Below are 17,430 nucleotides of genomic sequence, written 5' to 3'. Positions count from 1 at the left end.
GGCATATAAGCCGGATCGCGCCAAAGGAAAACGCGCATCGCCCCGATGCCGCGCAACCTAAGAGAGAAGCTCGGCCCGTTCCAAAGTGAAGCCGGAGGCGATCCAGCGCGCTTCGATCTCGCGCAGCTTTTCGCCCAGCGCCGGTCCGCTGAAATCCGGCATCAGGTCGGCGGCCTTCACCGGCAGCGCCGCCGCAGCGCCGACGAGGGCGGTTTCCCGTGAAACAGGATCGATCTCGCGGCCCGACAGCGCCGCGTTCAGCGCCAGAACGTCGAGCGCGCGCGCCCGGCCCAGCCGGTAGCCCAGCTCGCCCGGCCCCCAGCCCGCCTCCTGCGCGTCGCGCAGAGCCTGCAGCGCGCCCGCCTGCGCCCGGCTCAGCCGCAGCCGCTCGGCCACCTCGTCGCCCCCCACCAGCGCCAGCCGCCGGATCGGGTCGGGGTCGAGCCCAGCCTCCTCCTCGACATGCACCAGCACCGAGAGCGGATCCGACGCCCCGCCCGGCAGCACCCGCATCAGCACGCCCGACATCGCCATGGAGGCCACGGCGGGCGCCGGGTCGTCTGCCGCCATCAGCTTGAGCATCTCGGCGCCGACCCGCTCGCGCGACAGCCCGCCGATGCCTTCGGCCAACTCGGCGCAGGCGGCCAGCCCGTCGGGATCGATGCCGCCCTCGGGCGCGCCGTACCACGCGTGAAACCGAAAAAACCGCAGGATGCGCAGGTAATCCTCGCGGATGCGCTCATGCGGATCGCCGATGAAGCTGAGCCGCCGTGCCGCGAGATCGGCCTGCCCGACACCAAGCGGGTCGGCCACATGGCCACGCGCATCCGCATAGAGCGCATTCATCGTGAAATCGCGCCGCGCCGCGTCCTCGGCGATGTCGTCGGAAAAGGCCACCGTGGCGCGGCGGCCATCGGTGTCGACGTCGCGCCGAAAGGTCGTGACCTCGATCGGCGTGCCATGGGCCACCACCGTGACCGTGCCGTGATCGATGCCGGTCGGCACCGGCTTCAGCCCGGCGTCGCGGGCCAGTTCGACCACCCGTTCGGGCCGGGCATCCGTCGTCAGGTCGAGATCCGAGACCGGCGCGCCCAAAAGCGCGTTGCGCACGCAGCCGCCGACGAACCAGGCCTGGAACCCCGCCGCCTCCAGCATGCCGGTGACGGCACGCGCGGGCGCCGCCTCCAGCCACTCCGCCTCGATCCGCTCGCTCATCGGTTCATCCTTTCGGCCAGGCTGCGCAGCATCCGCGCCGTGGCGCCCCAGATGTAATACGGGCCCCACGGCACCACATAATAGTGCCGCCGCCGCCCCTGCCAACGCCGGCCCTCGATCCGAAACCGCGCGGGATCGGTCACGTGCGACAGCGGCACCGAAAAGATCTCGGCCACCTCGCCTGCCTCCGCCACCGGCGTGAAAGCCCCGCGCAACAGGCCGATCACCGGCGTCACCGAAAACCCCGTCACCGTCTCGTGCGGCGGCAGGGCGCCCAGCACCTCGACCCTGCCCGGCGGCAGGCCGATTTCCTCATGCGCTTCGCGCAGCGCCGCTCCGACCGGCCCGTCATCCATGGCCTCGACCTTGCCGCCGGGAAAGGCGATCTGGCCGGGATGATGGCGCAGCCTGGCCGAACGCTTGGTCAGCAAGAGCCGCGCCGCGCCGCCATCGAGATGGATCGCGGCGAGCACGCCGGCCTGGCGCAAACTGCGCCCCTCGGGCACCGGCAATCGCGGGTCGATGTCGTAATCCGACGAGGCATCGCCCGGATGCGCCAGCGCCCGGGCGAGCCGGGCTTCTATGCCCGCTTCAGCCCCGTCCACCGGCGGCCTTGCCCCCGGTGTCGGCCTCGGCGCCCTTGGCGTCCGGGCCCTCGGTCGCCTCGAAGCCGAGCGTGTTGGGCGCGAATTCGTAATGCGCGCCGCAGAACTGGCAATCGGCGGTGACGATGCCGTCCTCGGTGGTCATGTGCGCGATGTCCTTGGCCGAATAGATCGACAGGCTCTGGCGCACCTTGGCCTCCGAGCAGGTGCAGCCGAACTGCACCGGCTGGGTCTCGAACACCCGCGGCGCCTCCTCGTGGAACAGCCGCACCAGAAGATCGGTCGGCGCCACGCTCGGGCCGATCAGCTCCAGCTGGTCGACCGTGTCCAGAAGCACGTTGGCGCGGTTCCAGTTCTCGCCCTCATCCTCGTCGAGGATGTCGCGCGCCTCCAGCAAGCCGTCTTCGCCCGAGCCGCCCTCGGGGTTGGCCAGCGGCGAGGCTTTCGGCATCTTCTGCAGCATCACGCCGCCCGCGCGCCAGCTTTCGCCCCGGCCCGGCTCGGTCGATTTGCCGAAGCTCAGCGAAAACCGCGTCGGGATCTGCTCGGACTGCGCGAAATAGGTCTCGGCGCAGGAGGCGAGCGAGGCGCCGGTGATCGGCGTGATCCCCTGATAGGGCTGGTTGCCCTGGCCCTGATCGATCAGGATCGCGAAATAACCCTTGCCGATGAGCGCGTAAGGATCGGCGCTCTCGTCGAGACGGCTTTCGTCGAAGCTGGCCCAGGCGCGGATGCGGGCCGGGGCGCCGTCCTCGGTGGGCGCGTAGTAATCGGTGGCGATCAGCCGGGCGGGCCCGTCGCCGCGCACCTGAAGCGACAGCTTCCAGCGCAGCTTCATCGTCTGGCCGATCAGCGCGGTCAAAAGCGCCATCTCGGCGACCAGCGCCTCGATCGCGGGGGGATAGTCATGCTGTTCGAGAACCCGGTCGAGCACGCCGTCGAGACGCGCGACCCGGCCACGGATGTCGGACTGGTCGAGCTGAAAGGGCAGGACGGTGTCGTCCCAGGCAATGCGGGCGCCGAGGCTCATGGGGTTTCCTTGCGTGTCGGGGATGGGCATACCGCGACCATATAGGAAGCTTGTCCGGAGACAAAAAGGGATGATCCCGCGCTATGGCGAACAGGTAAGGCGCGGTCTGCGCTACAGGCACCGGGCCGGCGTCTACGCGCTGCTGGAGCGCGGCGGCGCGCTGCTTTTGACCTGCAAGGCCGACGACCCCGACGACATCCAGCTGCCCGGCGGCGGCATCGATCCGGGCGAAAGCCCGCTCGCCGCACTGCACCGCGAGGTGCTCGAGGAGACCGGCTGGCGCATCGGCGGCGCCCGGCGCCTGGGCGCGTTCCGGCGCTTTGTCTTCATGCCCGATTACGACATGTGGGGCGAAAAGCTGTGCCACATCTATGCCGCCCGCCCGGTGCGCCCGCACGGCGCCCCGACCGAGCCGGGCCACCGCGCGCTGTGGATGCCCGCGCAGGCCGCCGCGCCGCGCCTGGGCAATGCCGGCGACCGCGCCTTCGCCCAAGCCTATGCCCAGGGCCGGCTGCCGCGCTGACGCGGCCCCGCCACGCGCTTGCCCCAAGGGCCGAAAGCCAGTAACCCACGCCACTGAACGTCCCTTAGGAGAATTGCCCATGGCCGCCCAGCCCGCCCCGAAGAAGGTCGTCCTCGCCTATTCCGGCGGTCTCGACACCTCGATCATCCTGAAATGGCTGCAGACCGAATATGGCTGCGAGGTCGTCACCTTCACCGCCGATCTCGGCCAGGGCGAAGAGCTGGAGCCCGCCCGCAAGAAGGCCGAGATGATGGGCGCTACCTCGATCCACATCGAGGATCTGCGCGAGGAGTTCGTGCGCGACTTCGTCTTCCCGATGTTCCGCGCCAACGCGCTCTACGAGGGGCTCTATTTGCTCGGCACCTCGATCGCCCGGCCGCTGATCTCCAAGCGCCTGGTCGAGATCGCCGAGGCCGAGGGCGCCGATGCCGTCGCCCACGGCGCCACCGGCAAGGGCAACGACCAGGTCCGCTTCGAGCTCGCGGCCTACGCGCTCAACCCCGAGATCAAGGTCATCGCGCCGTGGCGCGAATGGGACCTGACCTCGCGCACCAAGCTCCTGGAATTCGCCGAGCAGAACCAGATCCCGATCGCCAAGGACAAGCGCGGCGAGGCGCCCTTCTCGGTCGATGCGAACCTGCTGCACACCTCCTCCGAGGGAAAGGTGCTCGAAGATCCGGCCGACGAGGCGCCCGAATACGTCTATCAGCGCACCGTCGCCCCCGAGGACGCCCCGAACGAGCCCGAGATCATCGAGATCGGGTTCGAGAAGGGCGACGCGGTGTCGATCAATGGCGAGGCGATGTCGCCCGCGACCATCCTCACCAGGCTCAACGAGCTGGGTGGCAAGCACGGGGTGGGGCGTCTCGATCTCGTCGAGAACCGCTTCGTCGGCATGAAGTCGCGCGGCATCTACGAAACGCCGGGCGGCACCGTGCTGCTCGAGGCGCATCGCGGCATCGAGCAGATCACGCTGGATTCCGGCGCGGGGCATCTCAAGGATTCGATCATGCCGCGCTATGCCGAGCTGATCTACAACGGCTTCTGGTTCAGCCCCGAGCGCGAGATGCTGCAGGCGCTGATCGACCGCAGCCAGGAGCATGTCACCGGCACCGTGCGGGTGAAGCTCTACAAGGGATCGGCCCGCACCATCGCGCGTTGGTCCGACCACAGCCTCTACTCCGAGGCGCATGTGACCTTCGAGGAGGATGCCGGCGCCTATGACCAGGTCGACGCCAAGGGCTTCATCCAGCTCAACGCGCTGCGCCTGAAGCTTCTGGCCGCGCGCGACCGCCGGGTGAAGTGACCGGTGCGGGCGCCGGGCCTTCGGGCGCGGCGTCCGCGGCGGCGGCGGGATCTGCGTATTTGGGGAACAAAGTGGCCATCGGTCACGCGCCGCTCACGCAGCCTTGTCTTGCGTCCAAGGACATCCGCGGCACTGTCGCGCGGTGACCAGAGGAGGAGATCACATGGCCCGTATCCCGTTCGCAGCCGCCGCATTCATCGCGCTTCTTTCCCCGGTGGCGCAGGCCCAGCAGACCGCGACCATCACCGTCGCGGGGGGCTGCTTCTGGTGCGTCGAGGCCGATTTCGAAAAGGTCGACGGCGTGATCGAGGCGGTGTCGGGCTTTGCCGGCGGCGACACCGCGAACCCGACCTATGAACAGGTGACCGGCGGCGGCACCGGCCATTACGAGGCGGTGCAGATCACCTATGACCCGGCGCGGGTCGAGGCGCGGCAGCTTTACGACCTGTTCTTCCGCTCGATCGATCCGACCGATGCGGGCGGGCAGTTCTGCGACCGCGGCCCCTCCTACCGCACCGCGATCTTCGCCGATGCGGGCGACAAGGCCGCCGCCGAGGCCGCCAAGCAGGCCGCGCAGGCCGATCTGGGCCAGAACATCGTCACGCCGGTCCTGGGCGACGCGCCGTTCTACCCGGCGGACGGCTATCACCAGGATTACTACAAGAGCAGCGAGCGGCTCTCGGTCTCGTCGGTCGGGCTCTTCGTGCCGAAATCCGAAGCCTACAAACGCTACCGCGAGGGCTGTGGCCGCGATTTCCGGGTCCGCGAGCTGTGGGGGGCCGACGCGCCCTTCGTGAACTGACGCCCTAGATCGCGGCGAGCAACTCCTCGTGCCGTGCCACGAAGGCCGCCCGCGTCTCGCGCGGCGGCCTGAGCCGAATCTCGAACCGCGCCGCGAGATCGCGCGCCTGCCGCCCGAACAGGCGGTCCGCCTCGGCCTCCGAGAACCCGGCGATCCGCACGGCCTCGATCCAGGCCGACACCTTGTCGGCGCGCTTGATGCGTTTCTTGACCATGGCGGGCAGGACGCTGGGCAGGCCGAAACGCAGGTGGATCGCCGCCGTCAGCCGCGCGTCGAGCGCGGCGTATCCCGGCCCCACCGCCGTCTTCACCGGCGAAATCATGTCGCCGATCACGTATTCGGGCGCGTCGTGCAACAGCGCCGCAAGCCGCCAGCGCGGCCCGGCATCGGGGTGGCAGGCGGCAAAGATCTCCTCGACCAGCAGCGAATGCTCGGCCACCGAATAGGCGAAATCGCCGCGCGTCTGGCCGTTCCAGCGCGCCACGAAGGCCAGTCCATGCGCGATGTCGGCGATCTCCACATCCATCGGCGTCGGGTCGAGCAGGTCGAGCCTGCGCCCCGACAGCATCCGCTGCCAGGCTCGCGGCGCGCGGCTCATGGCAGCACCGTCAGGTCGCCGGCGAACCGCCCGAGATAGGCTTCGGTGCGCCCGGCGCCGCGCAGATGGGTCCAGGCCAGCGCCCGCGCGGCCCCCGGCACGCCCATCGGCCCGCGCCCCGGCACGGGGCGCGAACGGTCGGGAAACCACCGCGCCATGAACCGCGCCAGCCCGGCGGCGAATTGCGGCGGCAGCCGGTGCTCGGGATCGGCCCATGGCTTGGCCGGGCCGATGAAATGCACCACATGCGTGTCGAGCATCGCCTCGAACAGCCGCGAGGCCCGCGTGTATTGCCAGTTCCAGACCGGGGCGATCTCGGCCCACTCCCCCTGCAGCACCGCGTTGAGCAGGGTCTGGTCCTTGTGGCGCATCCGGCCCGCGTTGTTTTGGCCGAACTCGAGCGCGCGCTCGAGCACCCGGCCCCCGCGCCACGCGGCGACGTCGATCAGCATCACGCCCGCGTTGAAATAGGCCCCGTTCGGCAGGCCCAGCGCCTTGAGATCCGCGGCATGGCGGCCCGGCGTGCGCCATTGCTGGTTGTCGCGCACCGCCGCCGCCGGGCGCCCGCCGAGATCCACGCGCAAAAGCGCGTCGAAATCGCCGCCCCGCACGAAGACGTCGCTGTCGAGATAGAGAATGCGGTCATAATCCCGCGCCAGCGCCTCGGGCACGGCAAGCCGCAGATAGGTCGACACGGTGCGCCGCGCGTCGAGCCCGAAGCCGTCGAACATGCCGCCCGCGTCGATCACGCAATGCCGCAGGCCGAGCGCGTCGGGCAATTCGAGCCGCGTGTCGGCGCAGATGACGATGTCGAAATCCCGTTCGGGCGCGAGCTGCGCGATCTGTGCCGCCGCGAAGGCGGCATAGGGCAGGTAATTATCGTCGCAGCAGAACACCACCGCATGGCGATGCCGCGCCGGCCGGTCGCTTTCGACCCTCACATCCATCCGCGCTCTCCTTCGACGGGCCCCGCCCCAAACGGCCCCGTTGCGCTACCACGCCGCGCCGCCCCGCTTCAATCGCGCCGCGATTGCCAGCGCGATGGCCCCGGTGCTAAGCCTGAGGCAAGGTTCCCTCGATCGCGCAAGGAGGCCACCGATGGCCAAGGACCACGTCGTCAAGGACATCTCGCTGGCCGATTGGGGTCGCAAGGAGATCGCGATCGCCGAGACCGAGATGCCCGGGCTGATGGCGCTGCGCGCGGAATACGGCGACACCCGCCCCCTGAAGGGCGCGCGCATCGCCGGCTCGCTGCACATGACGATCCAGACCGCCGTGCTGATCGAAACCCTGATCGCACTGGGCGCCGATGTCCGCTGGGCCTCGTGCAACATCTTCTCGACGCAGGATCACGCGGCGGCGGCGATCGCGGCGGGCGGCACACCGGTCTTCGCGGTCAAGGGCGAGACGCTGGCGGACTACTGGTCCTACACCGACCGGATCTTCGGCTTCGAGAACGGCGCCAACCTGATCCTCGACGATGGCGGGGATGCGACGATGTACATCCTCCTGGGCGCGCGGGTCGAGGCGGGGGAGGCCGATCTGATCGCGGTGCCGACCTGCGAAGAGGAAGCCGCGCTGTTCGACCAGATCCGCACGCGGCTCGACCAGAGCCCCGGCTGGTTCACCCGCCAGCGCGACGCGATCCGCGGCGTGTCCGAGGAGACGACCACCGGCGTGCACCGGCTGCACGAATTGCACCGCGCGGGCCGCCTGCCCTTTGCGGCGATCAACGTGAACGACAGCGTCACCAAGTCGAAATTCGACAACCGCTATGGCTGCCGCGAAAGCCTCGTCGACGGGATCCGGCGGGCCACCGACACGATGATGGCCGGCAAGGTCGCGGTGGTCTGCGGCTATGGCGACGTCGGCAAGGGATCGGCGGCGTCGCTGCGCGGCGCGGGGGCACGGGTGAAGGTGACCGAGGCCGATCCGATCTGCGCGCTGCAGGCGGCGATGGATGGCTACGAGGTGACGCTTCTGGAAGACGAGGTCGCCAGCGCCGACATCTTCGTCACCGCCACCGGCAACCGCGATGTGATCCGCATCGAGCACATGCGCGAGATGAAGGACATGGCGATCCTCGGCAATATCGGCCATTTCGACAACGAGATTCAGGTCGCCGCCCTGCGCAACCACAGATGGACACGGATCAAGGACCAGGTCGACATGGTCGAGATGCCCTCGGGCCACCGGATCATCCTGCTGTCGGAGGGGCGGCTTCTGAATCTCGGCAACGCCACCGGCCACCCGTCCTTCGTGATGTCGGCGAGCTTCACCAACCAGGTGCTGGCGCAGATCGAGCTGTGGACCCGTGGCGACACGCTGCGCCCCGGCGTGTCGGTCCTGCCCAAGTCGCTCGACGAAAAGGTGGCGCGGCTGCATCTCGAACGGGTCGGCGCCAAGCTCACCCCGCTGGCGCAGGCGCAGGCCGATTATATCGGCGTGCCCGTGGAGGGGCCGTTCAAGCCCGAGCATTACCGCTACTGATCCCGCGCGCGTATCCGACTTGCGCGGAGCTTAAGAAAACCGGGCGGATTGAAATCGAGTTCTCCGCGCAGAAACATTGCCTCGAATCGCGGTTCGGCCTATGGCTTTGCCTGTCGGTCAGGACGGCCAGACCCCATAGTTTCACGTATCCGCCGGGTGGGAGTCCGCGGGTGAGACGGGGGGTGCTGGTGCCCCGTGCCGCCCCCCCGATACCACGTTCAGAACAGCCCGAGCACCAGCCCCATCGCCGCGCAGCCCAGCGCCGCGTAGCCGCCATCGATCACCGCGAGCGACCAGGGCCGGCCCGCGTAACCGCAATTGAGCGTGATCCACGGCGCGATGAACAGCGCCCCCACCGCCAGCCCGCCGAACAGCCCGCCCACCGGCGTCGCGATCCCCGCCAGCCCGAAGCCATAGCGCATCGTCGCCGCGATGATCAGCATCGCGACGAAGGAGACGAGATAGGGCGTGGGCGAACTGCCATTGACCGGTTTGCCGTCCTCGCCCACCGGCACGCCCGACGCCGCCATCCACGGCTTGGCAAGGCTCATGTACCACACCGAGCCCAGCGCGAAGGAGGCCAGCGCCGCCAGCAAGATCGAGACTATCGCCATTCGAGATCCCTCCAAGGATTTTTCCCACAGTGACCCGAACGGCGGCAGCGCGCTATGCCTCGGCCAAAGATCCCGCGAGTTCGTGGATCACGCGCCACTCATCCTCGGCCACCGGCTGCACCGAGAGCCGCGAATTGTTGACCAGCACCATCTGCGCCAGACGCGGCTCGGCCTTGATCTCGTCGAGGCTCACCTCGCGCCCGAGCTTGTAGAGCGCGCGGATGTCGACGCATTCCCAGCGCGGATCATCCGCCTTGCTGTCGGGGTGCACGGTGGCGCAGACCTCGACCACGCCGACCGCCGCCTTGCCGATGTTGGAATGGTAGAAGAAGCCGCGATCGCCGATCTCCATCTCGCGCATGAAGTTGCGGGCCTGGTAGTTGCGGATCCCGTCCCACTCCTCGCCCTCGTCGCCCTTGGCGACCTGCTGGTCCCACGACCAGACGTTCGGCTCGGACTTGAACAGCCAGTAGCGCATCAGCCGATCACCTTCTTCCATGCGCGGATCTCGACGCGCTCGAACAGGCCTGCGCGGGCATAGGGGTCGTTCTCGGCCCAGTCGCGCGCGGCGTCCATGTCGGCCACGTCGAGGATGACGAGCGAGCCGTCCATGTCGCCATCCGCGCCGAGAAACGGCCCGGCCATGGTCACGACGCCGGTGTCGGCGATGTATTCGAGATGCGCCTCGCGGGTGTCGCGGCGGATCTGCAGCGCGCCGGGCTTGTCGCGGGTGATGACGGCGAATGTCATTCTCGTTCCTCCTTGAGGGGTCTGTTGATCAGCGCGTCGAGCGCCTGAAGCGGCGTGAGATCGCCCGCCACCATGCGCGCCGTCACCGCCGAAATCGGCAGGTCGAGCCCGCGGGCGGCCGCGAGATCGGTGACGGCGCGCGCGGTGGCCGCGCCCTCGACCGTGGTGTGGCTGTCGAACGCCTCGCCCCGGCCCAGCGCCAGACCGTAGCGGTAGTTGCGCGACAATTCCGACGAGCAGGTCAGCACCAGGTCGCCGAAACCCGACAGCCCCATCAGCGTCTCGGGCGCCGCGCCCAGGGCGGCGGCGAGGCGCTGCATCTCGGCAAAGCCGCGGGTCATCAGCGCGGCGCGGGCGCTGTCGCCGAAGCCTGCGCCGATGCAGGCGCCGCAGGCGATGGCGATGACGTTCTTGAGCGCGCCGCCCAGCTCGGCGCCGATCACGTCGGCGCTGCGATAGAGCCGCAGGGTCGGCGTCGAGAGCGCCTTTTGCAGCGCCGCGCCGCAGCCCGTATCCGTGCAGGCCAGCGTCAGCGCCGTGGGCAGGCCGCGCGCGATGTCGGCGGCAAAGCTCGGCCCGGTCAAAAGCGCGGGCGTGGCCGAGGGCACGGCCTCGGCGATGATCGCGGTCTGGCCGGTGAGGCTGTGCAGGTCGATGCCCTTGGCGCAGGCGACGAGCACCTTGCCCGCGAGCGCGCCCGCGTGATCGGTGACGAAGACCCGCGTCGCCTGCGCCGGCAGCGCCAGAAGGATCGTGTCGCAGGCGAACAGCGCCGAAAGCTCAGAGACCGGGTCTATGCCTTCCGGCAGGTCGATATCGGGCAGTCGCGCCACCCGGCGCTCGCTCCGCATCGTCTCGACCGCCGCCGCATCGCGCGCCCAGAGCGTCACCTGCTGCCCCGCCTGCGCCAGCGTCACCGCCAGCGCCGTGCCGAAGGCGCCCGATCCGGCGATCCCGATCCTCATGCCTTCGCCCCCTTCTTGCCCGACCCGATCATCGGCGCGGCGCGCGCATCGAGCGGCCAGCGCGGCCGGGCCGACAAATCGAGCCCGTCCGTCTCTCCCGCCGCGAGCCGCGCGAGGCCCGCATGGGCGATCATCGCCGCGTTGTCGGTGCACAAGGCCAGCGGCGGCGCCGAGAAGGCGACCCCACGCGCGGCGCACAGCGTCTGCAGCGCCGCGCGGATCGGCCCGTTCGCCGCCACGCCCCCCGCCACCGCGAAGGCCGGGCGCGCGGGCGCGGGATCGAGATAGAGATCGAGCGCGCGGCGGGTCTTTTCGTGCAGGATATCGACCACCGCCTTCTGGAAGCTCGCCGCCAGATCGGCGCGCGCGGCGCGGGTCAGGCCGCCGGCCCGCGCCATCTCGGCATCGCGGGCGCGCAAGAGCGCGGTCTTGAGCCCCGAGAACGACATGTCGCAGCCGGGCCGGTCCAGAAGCGGGCGCGGCAGCGCGATGCGATCCGCATCCCCCGCGCGCGCCTCTGCCTCGACGGCCGGGCCGCCGGGCTGCGACAGGCCCAGAAGACGGGCGGTCTTGTCGAAGGCCTCGCCCGGCGCGTCATCTATGGTCCCGCCCAGCCGGCGGAACCGGTCCTCGCCCTCGGCCACGAGAAACTGGCAATGCCCGCCCGAGACCAGCAGCATGAGATAGGGAAAATCGAGCCCGTCGGTCAGCCGCGGCGTCAGCGCATGGCCCGCGAGATGGTTGACCCCGATCAGCGGCAGCCCCGTGGCCGCCGACAGCCCCTTGGCCAGCATCACCCCCGACAGCACGCCGCCGATCAGCCCGGGACCGGCGGTCACCGCGATCCCGTCGAGATCATTGAGGCCGAGACCGGCCTCCTCCAGCGCCGCCTCGACGCAGTGATCGAGCACCTCGGCATGGGCGCGCGCGGCGATCTCGGGCACGACGCCGCCGAAATCCGCGTGCAGCTCGGCCTGTCCGCGCACCACCGAGGAGAGCACGCGCGCGTGCCCGTCCTCCTGGCGCACCACCGCCGCCGCGCTGTCGTCGCAGCTCGATTCGATGCCGAGAATGGTAAGTCTGGCCATGTCCGCCCCGCTTGCGCCCGCGCCTGTCGCAGCTACCATCCCCGCCGGGTCTGAACAATGCCGCGAGGGGACGAGATGGCCGAGCCGATCCTGCTTCTGACCCGGCCCGTGCCGGCGGCGCGGCGCTTTCTCGCGGAGCTGGAGATCGCGGCGGGGCGGCATCTGCAGGCGGTGATCGCGCCGCTCATCCGCATCGACGCGGTGACGCCGCCGCGCCCCGCACCCGATCCGGCCGCGCTGATCCTGACCTCCGAGCGCGGGGCCGAAGGGGCGGCGCGGATGGGCTATGCGGGCCTGCCCGCCTGGTGCGTGGGGCCGCGCACCGCCCAGGCGGCGCGGGCGGCGGGGCTCGTGCCGCGCGACGGCGGCGGCACCGCCGAGACGATGCTGCCCGCGATCCTCGCCGCCCCCGATGCGGGGCCGCTTTTGCACCTGCGCGGCGATCACCAGCGCGGCGACCTCGTGGCACGGCTGCGCGCGGCGGGGCGCGATTGCGCCGAGGCGGTGGTCTATGCCCAGACGGCGCAGCCGCTGCCGCCGCAGGGGCGGGCGCTGCTCGACGGGGCGGTGCCGGTGATCGCGCCGGTCTTCTCGCCGCGCAGCGCCGCGCTGCTGGCGGGATGCGGGCCGATCGCCGCGCCGGTCGCGGTGGTGGCGATCAGCGCCGCCGCCGCGCGGCCCTTTGCCGCGCCCGGCCTGACGGTCTCCATCGCCGCCCGGCCAGAGGCCTCGGCGATGATCGAGGCAACCCTTGGGGCGCATGCGGCGTTCGGTTCAAGGGATCGATGCCCGCCGAGCGGCGCTTGAGGCGCCGCACGGGCCGGGCTAGGGTCTGCAAATGCAGCGACGGCTTGGGAAATCCGCCGCGATCGGGGACGGAAGGGACAGGGTTTTGGCACGAAAGACGACAGGCACCCCCGGCAGGCCCGCCGGTGCAAGGACAGGCGCGGCGCCGAAATCGGCCAGCGCCCCCAAAAGCGACGCGACCGGACCGGCCACGCCCGAGACCGCAAAGCCCGCCCCCGGCGCCCCCGCCGCCGATGAAAAAGCCAAGACCGCGCCCTCCGAACCCGCGACCAAGCCCGCCGACCCGCGTCCGGCCACCGCCGCCGTCGACCTCGGCACCACCGGAAGCACCGGAAGCACCGGAAGCACCGGAAGCACCGGAAGCACCGGAAGCACCGGAAGCACCGGAAGCACCGCAGGCGCGATGCCCGCCGTCAAGCGCAACCCGCGGCCTGGCGAAAACGCGGCCTCCGACACCAAGCCCGACATTGCGCCCGATACCGACACCGGCCCCGACCCGGCGCCCGGCGCCAAGAGCGCCGCGCCCGCGGCGCAGGAGACCGTGCCCCCGCGCGAGACCGGCCCCCGCCACGGCGCGGGCCGTGGCCCGACCCCCGCCCCGCCGAGCAAGGCCTCGGGGCTCGGCGCCGGCCTGCTCGGCGGGCTGATCGCCGCGGCGCTCGGTCTCGGCGCGGGCTGGCTCTGGCTCGACCGCGATCCGCGCGGCGCGGAGTTCGACACCCGGCTGGGCGCGGTGGAGCGCGAGATCGCGCCGCTGGCCGACGGTCTCGACGCGCTGCGCGCCGAAACCGGAACCGGCCTGTCCGATCTGGACGCGCGGCTGGGCGCGACCGAAACCGGTCTTGCCGATCTGACCGCCCGGCTCGACGGCTTTGAAACCCGGCTGGCGCAGGCCGAAGCCAGCGCGGGACCGGATGGCACGCTGGCGCGCGAGGCCGTCGCCCGCTGGCAAGGCGAGGTCGACGCGCTGCGCGCCGATCTCGAAACCCAGGCGCAGGAGATCGCCGCCATGGCCGAGCAGGCCGCGCAGGGGGTCACGCAGGCCGAACGCAGCGCCGCGCAGATCGAGGCCGAGGCCGCCGCCGTCGCCGCCCGCGCCCGCGCCCGCGCCACGCTCGCCGAAATCGAGGCCGCTCTGGAAACGGGCGAACCCTATCCCGCCCTGCTCGAAGAGCTGCAGGCGACCTCTCCGGCCGAGATCCCCGCCGCCCTGGCCGGCCCCGCCGCCGATGGCGTGGCCAGCCGCTCCGCGTTGATCGAGAGCTTTGCCGAGCCCGCCCGCGCGGCGCTGGCCACGGCCCGGCGCGAGGGGCTTTCGGGCGAAGAGGGCGGGCGCGTCGCGGGCTTTTTCCGCGACACGCTGCAGCTGCGCTCCACCACCCCCGTCGAGGGCGCAACCACCGACGCCGTGCTGTCGCGCGCCGAGGCCGCGCTGCGCGACGGGCGGCTGCAGGAGGTGCTGTCCGAACTCGACGCCCTGCCCGAACCGGTGCGCGCGCCGCTCGAAGACTGGCTCGCCTTGGCGCGCGCCCGCGCCGAAGCGCTCGCCGCCGCCGACACCCTGTCGCAATCCCTGACCGAGAACTGAGGCGCCGCACATGCTCCTGTCCCTGATCAAGATCCTGGTCTTCGTCGCCGCCGTCGCCGGCCTCACCTGGGCCGCCGCGCGGCTGACCGACGTGACCGGCGGGGCCGAGATCGCCATGGCGGGCTACGAGGTCACGCTCGGCCCGCTGCAGCTGGTGCTGGCGATCGCGCTGCTGGCGCTGCTCGGCTGGCTGGTGTTCAAGGCGCTGGGCCTGACGCTCGCCCTGGTGAACTTCGTCAATGGCGACGACACCGCCCTCAGCCGCTGGTTCTCGCGCTCGCGCGAGCGCAAGGGCTACAAGGCGCTTGGCGAAGGCCTGATCGCGCTGGCCTCCGGCGAGGGCGACACCGCGGTGGCCAAGGGCCGCCGCGCCGAGCGCTACCTGCGCCGCCCCGAGATCACCTCGATCCTCGTGGCCCAGGGCGCCGAGCTGACCGGCGACCACAAGACCGCCGAAAGCGCCTATCGCACGCTGGTTCAGATCGACCGCACCCGTTTCGTCGGCGTGCGCGGCCTGATGCGCCAGCGGCTCGCCGAGGGCGACACCGCCACCGCCATGGCGCTGGCGCGCAAGGCGTTCGAGCTCAAGCCGCGCCACGTGGAGACGCAGGACACGCTGCTCAGGCTGCAGGCCGAGGCGCATGACTGGTCCGGCGCGCGCGCCACGCTCGACGCGAAACGCCGCTCTGGGGCGCTGCCGCGCAACGTCGCGCGCCGCCGCGACGCGGTGCTGGCATTGTCCGAGGCGCGCGACGTGATGGATGATACGCTCGACATCGAGGCGCGCGAAAAGGCGATCGAGGCGAACCGGCTGTCGCCCGACCTGATCCCGGCGGCGGTGCTGGCCGCGCGCAGCTATCTTGCCGTCGGCAACACCCGCTACGCGACCCGCGTGATCCGCAAGGCCTGGGAGGCCGAGCCGCATCCCGACCTCGCGCAGGTCTTTGCCGAAATCGCCCCCGAAGAGGACGCGCAGGCCCGGCTCAAGCGGTTCTCGACCCTGATCAAGGCCCGCGCCGACCACCCCGAGACGCGGATGCTCGAAGCCGAGCTCCTGATCGCGGCCGAGCAGTTCAACGAGGCGCGGCGCGCCCTGGGCGACCTGGTCGACACCGATCCCACCGCCCGCGTGCTGACGCTGATGGCGGCGATCGAGCGCGGCCGCGGCGCCGACGACGCGGTGGTGCGCGGCTGGCTGACGCGGGCGCTGACCGCGCCGCGCGGCCCGCAATGGGTCTGCGAGAACTGCCACAACGTGCATCCGCACTGGGAGCCGGTCTGCTCGAACTGCCACGCCTTCGACACGCTGGGCTGGACCCGCCCGACCGAGAGCGGCACGACGCTGCCGCGCGGCACCGAGATGCTGCCGCTGATCGTCGGCGGCGGTGTCGGCCGCGCCGAACCGTCGGTCCCCGCCCTGCGCGACGCCGCGCCGACCGCCTCGCCGCTGCCCGCGCACGAGGCCGCGGCCAAGGCGCCGGAACCGGCCAACGGCAAGCCGGTGGACGAGGCAGAGATCGTCGAGACGGACCCGTCCGCGCGGCCCGAAAAAACCGAGGCCGACGCCATGGCCGAAGGGCGAAAATAGCCCTTTCCCCGCCGCCGCCCGGGTGCTAAGAGGCGCCCGGGCGCCGCTGTAGCTCAGCTGGTAGAGCACGTCATTCGTAATGATGGGGTCGGGGGTTCGAGTCCCTTCAGCGGCACCACCGCCATCGCGGTCAAGAAAAAAGGCGCGCCCCGAGGGGCGCGCCTTTTTCGTTGCTCTCCGCCGTTCGGCGTCAGCGCGGGCTGCGCTTGGCGAGGATGCGCTGCAAGGTGCGGCGGTGCATGCCCAGACGGCGCGCCGTCTCGCTCACATTGCGGTCGCACAGCTCGTAGACCCGCTGGATGTGCTCCCAGCGCACGCGGTCGGCGCTCATCGGGTTCTCCGGCGGCGGCGGCAATGCGTCGCCGCGCGCCAGAAGCGCGTTGGTCACCTCGGTCGCGTCGGCGGGCTTGGACAGGTAATCGGTCGCGCCGATCTTCACCGCCGCCACGGCGGTGGCGATCGCGCCGTAACCGGTCAGCACCACGATCCGCGCTTCGGGCCGGGTGCCGCGCAAAAGCTCGACCACGTCGAGCCCGTTGCCATCCTCGAGCCGCAGGTCGACCACCGCATAGGCCGGCGGCGTCTGGCTGGCGATGCGCCGCCCCTCCTCGACCGTGCCGGCCATGGTCACGGCAAAGCCGCGCTTTTCCATCGCCTTGCCAAGCCGGCGCAGGAAGGCCTCGTCGTCATCGACGAGCAGCAGGCTCGGGTCGGGGCCGAGATCGATTGCCTCTGCGTTCATGAATGGCTCTCCTCTTGGACGTGCGCAGAGATTAGCCTTGACCCGCGCGGGGTCAATCCGCCGCCGCGACCAGGCAGGCGGTGCGGCGCGCCACCTCCTCGGGGCCGTCGTCGCGCTTGAAGAACTCCACCGTGCCCTGCCCCGGCAGCGCCAGATAGGTCATCGTCTGGTGGTTCATCAGGTAATAGTCCGGGTCGTCGTCGGCGCGCGCATAATAGGTCGAATAGGCTTTTGCGGCGGCCTCGATCTGCGCGTCGCTGCCCGACAGACCGACCATGCGCGGATGCATGTTGGCGGCGTAATCGCCCATCACCTCGGGTGTGTCGCGCGCCGGGTCGACGGTGATGAACACCGGCTGTGCCTCGATGCCGTGATCCTCGGCGAGAATGTCGACCGCGGCGGCGTTGCGGGCGTTGTCGACCGGGCAGACATCCGGGCAGGAGGTATAGCCGAAATAGACGAGGCTGGGTTCGGTGATGACATCGGCATCGGTGACCTCGCGCCCGCCCGCGTCGAGCAGCGTGAACGGCCCGCCGAGCTTGTCGAACCCGCCCGCGACATTGCCGGTGCGGCAGGCGGCGAGCCGGTCCGAGGGGGCGAGGATCGTGGTGGCCACGAGCGCGCCGCCGACGAGGGCGGCGACGGTGGCGGCGGCGGCGATGGCGATGGGACGCTGCATGCGAACTCCTGTGGGACGGGCCGCCGCATTGATGGCGGCG

The 17,430-nt window shown here is 70.9% G+C and carries 19 protein-coding genes and 1 tRNA gene; 8 read left to right on the top strand and 12 right to left on the bottom strand.

Annotated features, from left to right (window positions below):
- Nucleotides 1-57: 57 nt before the first annotated feature.
- Genes LOKHON_RS03605 through hslO form a run of 3 tightly spaced genes read right to left on the bottom strand, consistent with a single transcriptional unit; the run spans nucleotide 58 to nucleotide 2,850 of the window.
- Nucleotides 58-1,215, bottom strand: coding sequence for a CCA tRNA nucleotidyltransferase (locus tag LOKHON_RS03605; RefSeq protein ID WP_017927766.1), 1,158 nt, complete (start codon nucleotides 1,213-1,215; stop codon nucleotides 58-60).
- Complete coding sequence (locus LOKHON_RS03600) at nucleotides 1,212-1,820, bottom strand: CoA pyrophosphatase (protein WP_017927767.1); 609 nt, start codon at nucleotides 1,818-1,820, stop codon at nucleotides 1,212-1,214. The genes LOKHON_RS03605 and LOKHON_RS03600 overlap by 4 nt, the downstream gene beginning before the upstream one ends.
- Nucleotides 1,807-2,850 (bottom strand): Hsp33 family molecular chaperone HslO, encoded by a 1,044-nt coding sequence (gene hslO, locus LOKHON_RS03595; protein WP_017927768.1) that lies wholly within the window; start codon nucleotides 2,848-2,850, stop codon nucleotides 1,807-1,809. Before hslO ends, LOKHON_RS03600 begins: the two co-directional genes overlap by 14 nt.
- A gap of 70 nt (nucleotides 2,851-2,920) precedes the next feature.
- Between hslO and LOKHON_RS03590 the strand changes: the two genes are divergently transcribed.
- From LOKHON_RS03590 to msrA, 3 genes are all read left to right on the top strand, one after another.
- Nucleotides 2,921-3,373 carry an NUDIX domain-containing protein gene (locus LOKHON_RS03590; RefSeq protein WP_017927769.1) on the top strand — a complete coding sequence of 151 codons (453 nt, stop codon included), beginning with the start codon at nucleotides 2,921-2,923 and terminating at the stop codon, nucleotides 3,371-3,373.
- 79 nt (nucleotides 3,374-3,452) lie between these two features.
- Nucleotides 3,453-4,679, top strand: coding sequence for an argininosuccinate synthase (locus LOKHON_RS03585; RefSeq protein WP_017927770.1), 1,227 nt, complete (start codon nucleotides 3,453-3,455; stop codon nucleotides 4,677-4,679).
- 163 nt (nucleotides 4,680-4,842) lie between these two features.
- Nucleotides 4,843-5,481, top strand: a complete 639-nt coding sequence (msrA, locus tag LOKHON_RS03580) for a peptide-methionine (S)-S-oxide reductase MsrA (RefSeq protein WP_017927771.1) — start codon at nucleotides 4,843-4,845, stop codon at nucleotides 5,479-5,481.
- Nucleotides 5,482-5,485: 4 nt separating this feature from the next.
- Here the strand turns inward: msrA and LOKHON_RS03575 are convergent, their stop codons facing one another.
- Complete coding sequence (locus tag LOKHON_RS03575) at nucleotides 5,486-6,079, bottom strand: HD domain-containing protein (RefSeq protein ID WP_081610554.1); 594 nt, start codon at nucleotides 6,077-6,079, stop codon at nucleotides 5,486-5,488.
- On the bottom strand, nucleotides 6,076-7,026 hold the full coding sequence (locus tag LOKHON_RS03570; protein WP_017927773.1) for a glycosyltransferase family 8 protein: 951 nt from the start codon (nucleotides 7,024-7,026) through the stop codon (nucleotides 6,076-6,078). Before LOKHON_RS03570 ends, LOKHON_RS03575 begins: the two co-directional genes overlap by 4 nt.
- 151 nt (nucleotides 7,027-7,177) lie before the next feature.
- Here LOKHON_RS03570 and ahcY point away from each other — a divergent pair, with 151 nt between their 5' ends.
- Nucleotides 7,178-8,569, top strand: coding sequence for an adenosylhomocysteinase (gene ahcY / locus LOKHON_RS03565; protein WP_017927774.1), 1,392 nt, complete (start codon nucleotides 7,178-7,180; stop codon nucleotides 8,567-8,569).
- 218 nt (nucleotides 8,570-8,787) lie between these two features.
- On the opposite strand, the gene LOKHON_RS03560 is transcribed toward ahcY, so the two are convergent.
- From LOKHON_RS03560 to tsaD, 5 genes are read right to left on the bottom strand one after another with little or no spacing between them, the layout of a single operon-like run.
- Nucleotides 8,788-9,183, bottom strand: coding sequence for a DUF1761 domain-containing protein (locus LOKHON_RS03560; protein WP_017927775.1), 396 nt, complete (start codon nucleotides 9,181-9,183; stop codon nucleotides 8,788-8,790).
- A gap of 52 nt (nucleotides 9,184-9,235) precedes the next feature.
- Nucleotides 9,236-9,661, bottom strand: a complete 426-nt coding sequence (locus LOKHON_RS03555; protein ID WP_017927776.1) for an EVE domain-containing protein — start codon at nucleotides 9,659-9,661, stop codon at nucleotides 9,236-9,238.
- Nucleotides 9,661-9,933, bottom strand: coding sequence for a YciI family protein (locus LOKHON_RS03550; RefSeq protein ID WP_017927777.1), 273 nt, complete (start codon nucleotides 9,931-9,933; stop codon nucleotides 9,661-9,663). Before LOKHON_RS03550 ends, LOKHON_RS03555 begins: the two co-directional genes overlap by 1 nt.
- Nucleotides 9,930-10,898: an NAD(P)H-dependent glycerol-3-phosphate dehydrogenase gene (locus LOKHON_RS03545; protein ID WP_017927778.1), complete on the bottom strand. Its 969-nt coding sequence runs from the start codon at nucleotides 10,896-10,898 to the stop codon at nucleotides 9,930-9,932. Before LOKHON_RS03545 ends, LOKHON_RS03550 begins: the two co-directional genes overlap by 4 nt.
- Entirely contained in the window at nucleotides 10,895-11,986 is a 1,092-nt protein-coding gene (gene tsaD, locus LOKHON_RS03540; RefSeq protein ID WP_017927779.1) for a tRNA (adenosine(37)-N6)-threonylcarbamoyltransferase complex transferase subunit TsaD, read from the bottom strand. Before tsaD ends, LOKHON_RS03545 begins: the two co-directional genes overlap by 4 nt.
- A gap of 75 nt (nucleotides 11,987-12,061) precedes the next feature.
- Here tsaD and LOKHON_RS03535 point away from each other — a divergent pair, with 75 nt between their 5' ends.
- From LOKHON_RS03535 to LOKHON_RS03520, 4 genes are all read left to right on the top strand, one after another.
- A complete protein-coding gene (locus LOKHON_RS03535) occupies nucleotides 12,062-12,793 on the top strand; it encodes a uroporphyrinogen-III synthase (RefSeq protein WP_017927780.1) in 732 nt (243 codons plus the stop codon).
- Nucleotides 12,794-12,878: 85 nt separating this feature from the next.
- Nucleotides 12,879-14,381: a hypothetical protein gene (locus LOKHON_RS03530; RefSeq protein ID WP_017927781.1), complete on the top strand. Its 1,503-nt coding sequence runs from the start codon at nucleotides 12,879-12,881 to the stop codon at nucleotides 14,379-14,381.
- Nucleotides 14,382-14,391: 10 nt separating this feature from the next.
- Nucleotides 14,392-15,969 (top strand): heme biosynthesis protein HemY, encoded by a 1,578-nt coding sequence (locus tag LOKHON_RS03525; protein WP_017927782.1) that lies wholly within the window; start codon nucleotides 14,392-14,394, stop codon nucleotides 15,967-15,969.
- Nucleotides 15,970-16,011: 42 nt separating this feature from the next.
- A tRNA-Thr gene (locus tag LOKHON_RS03520) sits at nucleotides 16,012-16,087 on the top strand.
- Nucleotides 16,088-16,159: 72 nt separating this feature from the next.
- Here the strand turns inward: LOKHON_RS03520 and LOKHON_RS03515 are convergent.
- A complete protein-coding gene (locus tag LOKHON_RS03515; protein WP_017927783.1) occupies nucleotides 16,160-16,711 on the bottom strand; it encodes an ActR/PrrA/RegA family redox response regulator transcription factor in 552 nt (183 codons plus the stop codon).
- A 52-nt stretch (nucleotides 16,712-16,763) separates the two neighbouring features.
- Nucleotides 16,764-17,390, bottom strand: a complete 627-nt coding sequence (locus tag LOKHON_RS03510; protein ID WP_017927784.1) for an SCO family protein — start codon at nucleotides 17,388-17,390, stop codon at nucleotides 16,764-16,766.
- Nucleotides 17,391-17,430: the final 40 nt, after the last annotated feature.

This window comes from Limimaricola hongkongensis DSM 17492 (assembly GCF_000600975.2).
Classification (GTDB): Bacteria; Pseudomonadota; Alphaproteobacteria; order Rhodobacterales; family Rhodobacteraceae; genus Limimaricola; species Limimaricola hongkongensis.
This window is presented reverse-complemented; position numbering and strand designations above follow the sequence as displayed.